General features: G+C 34.2%; 4 protein-coding genes. 3 read left to right on the forward strand and 1 reads right to left on the reverse strand.

The window, feature by feature from the left end; genetic code table 11:
- From dinB to WBQ70_RS07100, 3 genes are all read left to right on the forward strand, one after another.
- A partial coding sequence (dinB, locus tag WBQ70_RS07090; RefSeq protein ID WP_423912223.1) for a DNA polymerase IV occupies positions 1 to 1,176 on the forward strand: 1,176 nt, incomplete at its 5' end.
- Positions 1,177 to 1,221: 45 nt separating this feature from the next.
- Positions 1,222 to 4,275, forward strand: coding sequence for a DNA polymerase III subunit alpha (locus tag WBQ70_RS07095; protein ID WP_423912225.1), 3,054 nt, complete (start codon positions 1,222 to 1,224; stop codon positions 4,273 to 4,275).
- A 41-nt stretch (positions 4,276 to 4,316) separates the two neighbouring features.
- A complete protein-coding gene (locus tag WBQ70_RS07100; protein ID WP_423912228.1) occupies positions 4,317 to 5,681 on the forward strand; it encodes an exonuclease domain-containing protein in 1,365 nt (454 codons plus the stop codon).
- 22 nt (positions 5,682 to 5,703) lie between these two features.
- Here WBQ70_RS07100 and WBQ70_RS07105 read toward each other — a convergent pair whose 3' ends face one another.
- Positions 5,704 to 6,144: a hypothetical protein gene (locus WBQ70_RS07105; protein ID WP_423912229.1), complete on the reverse strand. Its 441-nt coding sequence runs from the start codon at positions 6,142 to 6,144 to the stop codon at positions 5,704 to 5,706.
- Positions 6,145 to 6,485 lie beyond the last annotated feature (341 nt).

Genomic DNA, 6,485 nt, shown 5'->3' on the forward strand with positions numbered 1-6,485 from the left:
ATTGTACATATGGATTTGGATACTTTTTTTGTATCCTGCGAAAGGCTCACCAACTCCCAACTGGAAGGCATTCCACTTATTATTGGTGGTGGTGATCGTGGCGTGGTAGCCTCCTGTTCGTATGAAGCCAGACGTTTTGGTGTGCGTTCGGCGATGCCTATTCACATGGCGATGAAACTTTGCCCACAAGCCAAAATTATCAAAGGCGATATGGAATTATATTCGCAATTGTCTCATGATGTAACGCAAGTCATTCAGGAAAAAGCTCCAATTATGGAAAAAGCCAGTATTGATGAGTTTTACCTTGACATAACTGGAATGGACAAATTTCACGGCAGTTACAAATGGACGAATGAACTGGCTTCATCTGTTATTAAAGAAACAGGACTTCCTATTAGTTTTTCATTATCTATTAATAAAACGGTTTCTAAAATAGCTACTGGAGAAGGCAAACCAAAAGGAAATCTCGAAATTCCAGAAAACAATGTACAGGCATTTTTGAACCCTTTATCGGTACAAAAAATCCCGATGGTTGGCAATGTGACTTTCCAACTTTTGTCTCGAATAGGAATTCGTACCATTCAAACTTTATCCGAAATGCCCGCCGAAGTTTTGCAGCGCATGATTGGCAAAAACGGTTTGGATATTTGGAAAAAAGCCAATGGCATCGACAATACGCCTGTAGAACCGTACACAGAAAGAAAGTCAATTTCTACCGAACATACCTTTACACAAGATACTATTGATCTCGTAAAGTTAAAATCAGTACTGATCGGAATGGTTGAAAAATTGGCTTTTCAACTTCGTTCCGAAGAGTGGCTTACCTCTACGATTACCGTAAAAATACGGTATGCTAATTTTGATACCGAAACCAAACAATGCAAAATAGCCTATACCTCAGCAGATCATATACTAACAAAAAACATTATTGAACTATTCGAAAAACTCTACCAACGTCGCATGCGATTGCGATTAATAGGCATTCGATTTAGCGGATTAGTGAGAGGAACCTATCAAATCAATCTTTTTGAAGATACCGAAGAAATGCTATCGCTCTATGCTGCAATGGATAAAATGAAAAATCGATATGGTTTTGATGCCGTAATGCGTTGTGCAGGAGCTTCTTTTAAACCAAACAATAAAGACGAAATTTTAAAACGATCCCCTAAACCTTAAACCATTAAACTTTTAATTAAACAATTAATCGAATAAACAACACGCATGTACCTCAACTGCCATTCATACCACTCCCTACGCTACGGCACTATCCCACTTGACGACTTAGTGCTTCAAGCGGCTAATTGTGGAGTAAAAGCAATGGCATTAACAGATATTAATACAGTTACGGGAATCTATGACTTCATAAAAAGATGCAAAGCTGTTGATATTAAACCTGTAGTGGGAATGGAATTTCATTCCGAAAAAACCATGTGCTACATTGGTTTAGCTAAAAATGCTGATGGTTTAGCAGAAATGAATCGTTTCTTAACTGCTCACAATTTCAGTGGAGAATCACTACCAAAACAAGCACCTGATTTCAAAGCCGTTTTTATCATTTACTCTTTAGACAATGCACCAAAGACACTTCGTGAATTCGAATATATAGGCATTCGTCCAGAAGAAATACCCAAACTTTTCTCATTAGAAATAAAGAGCAAAATAAATAAAATGGTGGTTTGGCAACCGGTAACTTTTAGAACTAAAAAAGAATTCAATTTGCATAAAATACTAAGAGCAATTGATTCTAATAGTCTGTTGTCAAAACTAACAGATACTGATTATTGCAAAACCTCTGAAGTAATAAAACCATTGGAGGAATTAATCAGTCAATATGCTGAATATCCCGAAATCATTTGCAATACAGAAAATATTATTGAACAATGCAATTTCGAATTTAAATTTAATACACCTCGAAATAAAAAACATTATACCCACAATAGTCAAAGTGATATTGCCTTATTAACGAATTTAGCTGAACAAGGTATTCTTTGGCGTTATGGAAAATACAATCTCGAAGCCAAAACACGAGCTGAAAAAGAACTTAAAGTAATCAATGAACTGGAGTTTAGTGGGTATTTTTTAATTACTTGGGACATCATTAGATACAGTAACAGTAGAGGTTTTATGCACATTGGACGTGGTAGTGGTGCCAATAGCATTATAGCATATTGTTTGGGTATTACCGATATATGCCCTTTGGAATTGGATTTATATTTTGAACGCTTTTTGAATGAAAATCGGAAAAGTCCTCCTGATTTTGATATTGATTGGAGTTGGAAAGAACGCGATGTTATTCTAGAATACATCTTCAATCGTTATGGCAAAGAGCATGTGGCTTTTTGTGGTACGAATGTAGAATTCAAATACCGCTCTATTTTCAGAGAAGTGGGGAAAGTGTTCGGTTTACCAAAAGAAGAACTAGATCTATTGGCTAAAAATCCGATGAAACTACATGAAAAAAACAGCATAGTTAAATTCGTTCAAGAATATGGTATGATGTTGGAGAAATACCCAAATCAACGCAGTATGCATTCCTGCGGAATCCTAATATCCGAAGAACCTATTACAAATTATACCCCATTAGAAATGCCACCTAAAGGCTTTCCTATTGTCCTTTTTGATATGTATGTAGCTGAAGATATTGGTTTTGAAAAATTTGATATTTTAAGCCAACGAGGAATTGGACACATTGATGATAGCGTAAAATTAATCGAGAAAAACAGAGGTATTCGGGTCAATATAAGAGACACTACTATTTCTAAAAATGAGGCTATTGCCAATAGTTATTTGGCACAAGGCAAAACGATAGGTTGTTTTTATATCGAAAGTCCTGCTATGCGAGGTTTACTACGCAGACTCAAATGTAATAATTATAAAACATTAGTCGCAGCTTCCTCAATCATTCGCCCAGGTGTAGCCAAATCGGGTATGATGAAAGAATATATTTTCCGCCATAACAATCCAACTCAATTTGAATACTTTCATGAAGTTTTCAAAGAACAATTAGGTGAAACCTATGGGATTATGGTGTATCAAGAAGATGTAATTAAAATTGCATTACACTATGGAGGATTACCCGCCGCTGATGGAGATATTCTCCGTAGAGCTATGTCGGGTAAAGGACGATCATTTGAAGCTTTACGAAAAGTGAAAGACAATTTCTTTGCCTCATGTTTGCAAAAAGGGCACTGTCCTAACCTTAGTGAGGAAATTTACCGCCAAATTGAATCTTTCGCAGGGTATTCTTTTTGCAAGGCACATTCGGCATCTTATGCAGTGGAAAGCTATCAAAGTTTGTATCTAAAAGTCTATTATCCCATTGAATTTATGGTTGCAGTAATCAACAACCAAGGAGGATTTTACAGAACAGAAGTTTACATTCATGAAGCACGGATGACAGGGGCTACAATTCATAATCCATGTGTAAACAAAAGCAATTATGAAACCAATCTCTATGGAAAAGATGTCTATCTAGGATTTATGCACCTACTCAGTTTGGATAGCAAAATGGCTTTGTTTATAGAGTCAGATCGGGATAAAAATGGTGACTTTCTTTCTTTAGAAGATTTTATAAATCGCATTCCAATGGGAATTGAAGGGATTAAAATATTGATTTTCATAGGAGCATTTCGTTTTACAAAAAAAACAAAGAACCAACTTTTAGTAATTGTGAGTCTATTACTCAACAATCAAAAACCTGAAAATAAAAATTGGATGTTACTACAAGAACCGGTTAAAGAATATGCATTACCTAATTTAAAACGTTCTTGTTATGAAGATGCTTTTGACGAAATTGAACTTTTAAGTTTTCCAATTTCATGTACTGTGTTTGATTTATTACAAACAAAATACAGAGGTGATGTGATGGCTAAGGATTTAATAATCCATCATAAAAAACAGGTCAAAATGCTGGCTTATCTCATTTCTCGAAAGCAAGTCCCAACAGTTAAAGGAACAATGTATTTTGGCACATGGATTGATAATGAAGGTACATATTTTGATACCGTACATTTCCCTGATAATTTGAGACAATTTCCATTTCAAGGTGGCGGATGCTATTTATTATTAGGAATGGTCGAGGTAGATTATCATTTTCCAACATTAACAATTATCAAAATGGCAAAAATGCCATTTGTACCAGATCCAAGGTATATGGAACCCAAAGATCAATATAAAACGCAACAGCAAATTAAAGAAGATGTGAGCAATACACACAGAGCACCTTATCCGCAAGCACATGAAATTAATTTGCCAAGACATCGAATGAAATTTTAAACAATACAAGATTAATAATCTATTTTACGTTAGATATAGAGATGAAGAAGTTAGAATATGCTATAGTAGATATTGAAACTACGGGTGGAAATGCTCGTGGAAGTCGCATTACTGAAATTGCAATTATAGTTCACGATGGCAAAAAGGTAATTGAACGCTTTGAAACATTAGTGAATCCCAAAAAAGAAATTCCTTTACCCATTTTTGCCTTAACAGGAATAAACAATGAAATGGTGAAAAATGCTCCCACCTTTGATGATATTTCTGAAAAAGTATATGAATTGCTTAGCGAACGCATTTTTGTAGCTCATAATGTAAATTTTGATTATTCATTTGTTCGACATCAACTAGAAGAGGCAGGTTTCAAATGGATCGCTAGAAAATTGTGCACTGTTCGAGCAGCAAGGAAAATTAAACCAGGATTAGCTTCATACAGTTTGGGTAGATTATGTAACTCATTAGGCATTAAATTAGAAAACCGACATCGTGCTGGTGGAGATGCTGATGCAACTGCAATATTATTTGCGCGACTATTAGAATGGGATGAAGAAAAAGTTATTGAGCAAATGCTAAAAAAAACAGCACAAGATCAAAGACTACCTCCCAATCTTTCACCTGATGATTATAATAATTTACCTGAGAAAATCGGGGTATATTATTTTTATAATGAGTTTCATAAAGTTATCTATGTAGGAAAGGCAATAAACATAAAAAAAAGAGTAACAACGCATTTCAGCGGTCATAATGTAAATGCACAAAGACAAAACTTTTTGAGAGATATACACTCTATATCATTTGAAGTTTGTGCTACTGAATTAATGGCTTTAATCTTAGAATGTACAGAGATAAAAAAGCTTTGGCCAGCTTACAATCGGGCATTAAAAAAATATGAACCCAAATATGGTTTGTACCAATATGAAGCACGTAATGGTTATAAATATTTAGCCATTGGAAAAGTAACAAAGTTTCAATTAAACCTTGAGCATTTTAGTAGTTTACATGAAGGGGTAAATCTTCTACAAAGCTTATCCCATCAATTTGAAATAGATTACCGCTTTTGTAAATATGATAACACCGTTACAAAAGGGAACTTATTCGAAGTAGAACTAATGGATTTACCCGAAGTAGAAAATCATAATGAAAAAGTGGATAATGCCATTGAATACTTAAAAAACAGTAAACAATCTTTTGGTATAATAGACAAAGGTAGAACCGAAGAGGAACGCAGTTGTATCTGGGTAGAAAACGGACACTTTTACGGAATGGGTTATTTATCATGTGACGAAGCCATCACAGAATCATCTCAATACAAGGAAAACCTAACCTTATTCAAAAGCAATCAATACATAATGCAACTTATATTTAAATATGTAGAAAAAAATCCACGCAAAATTATTCGTAATTAATTCGTAATTGATTAATACGAATTTAAAGGTTTCTTTTTTCTAAAAATTGTAAAATCGTTGCAGTAGCAAGCGCACCTGCTAAATAGTATCCAATTGTCAATGCCTTAGTAGTCAAATTTTTGGCTACAGGTGTATCATCTAATTCAATCTTATCTGGTAAATTAACGACCCCGTATCCAGCCAATAAACCTGAAGAAACAGCTTTTGCCCACAATTCTTTCCCTTCACCACTAATCAAACTGTAGTAGGTGGCATTACTCACAATATCGCCCACTAAAGTAGAACCTGTTAGAATATGTTCGTCTTCAATCTCATATCCTAGAAATTGAGCAGCTTTATAAACGGCCTCTTCACCAACAAGGTTAATACGTGGCATATTATGATTTATGTTTTTAAGGGATTCATTAAGTATAGTTAATACCAATGCTCCACCAAGTCCTGCTAAAAAGTTATTTGAGTTCATAATATTAGTGCTATTAAATTTTTAAAAAAAATTGATCGATACTTACATATTGCTGTGTGACTGATCAACGCAAAAGCGAAGACGTAGATATTTTTTGTAAGGACGAACGGGTGGAAAGCACTTACATCATTACAGCTACTTCAGCAACCTGCCAACCCGTGATCTTCGTTAAGCAAGTATCGAATCAATTTTATCTTTTTAAAGAATAAATTATATTTAAATCTTGAGGATAAAATTATGTAAATTGAGAAGAATAAGTTTTACAATATTTTTCAAAAAAATTATAGTATTTTAATAATATATTTATCTTTATTATATAAATAATTTTCAAACAATTAAAG

It is taken from the genome of Flavobacterium sp., from assembly GCF_049590715.1.
Taxonomy (GTDB): Bacteria; Bacteroidota; Bacteroidia; order Flavobacteriales; family Flavobacteriaceae; genus Flavobacterium.

Excerpts from the sequence above, each read along its gene's own strand:
- WBQ70_RS07095 (WP_423912225.1), top strand. The coding sequence starts at position 1,222 with ATGTACCTCAACTGCCATTCATACCACTCCCTACGCTACGGCACTATC.
- WBQ70_RS07100 (WP_423912228.1), top strand. The coding sequence starts at position 4,317 with ATGAAGAAGTTAGAATATGCTATAGTAGATATTGAAACTACGGGTGGA.
- WBQ70_RS07105 (WP_423912229.1), bottom strand. The coding sequence starts at position 6,144 with ATGAACTCAAATAACTTTTTAGCAGGACTTGGTGGAGCATTGGTATTA.